Source organism: Dellaglioa sp. CoH-56-MRSF-12 (genome assembly GCF_056782075.1).
On sequence record NZ_JBXAYD010000026.1, the window covers coordinates 1 to 443 of the forward strand.

1 protein-coding gene is annotated in these 443 nt (G+C 51.0%); it reads right to left on the bottom strand.

Annotated elements, in window-relative coordinates:
• On the bottom strand, positions 1-321 hold a 321-nt coding region (locus AC1RPY_RS07660), incomplete at its 3' end, for a hypothetical protein (RefSeq protein ID WP_391857534.1).
• Positions 322-443 lie beyond the last annotated feature (122 nt).

Here is a 443-nt window from a genome sequence, read left to right on the forward strand (position 1 = left end):
GTACTGAATAACTCGGCTGTTGATCTCATCGTTATCGTGCGGAAGACTCTTCTCTTCTGAAATAGACTTCGATGCGTTGACTTCTTCAGCAAAACTTTGCGTCGGAGAATAGAAAAAACGCGAACGACGCACTGGTGGCGGGTTCGCGCTATCTTCAGATACAGGATCATGACCCTGCATCCGCATCATGGTCTCCACATGCGACATTGCCGTGCCGCCACTTCCGTTAGACGGCTTGGCCAATGTCGTAAGTGATAGAAGGAGGTCATCCGCCTGTTCCATTTCCTCGCGGGTCGCGAGAACAAGCGGGTTAAACGTCATTTAGTCCTCCGAATCTTCGGCTGCTTTCTTTTCACCCTTCTGTTCTACGTACAGGGTTTCTCCCTCACCGCTTTCGGATTGTTTGAAACACCACGCACGCAGGCAGAATGGCTTCGCGATCT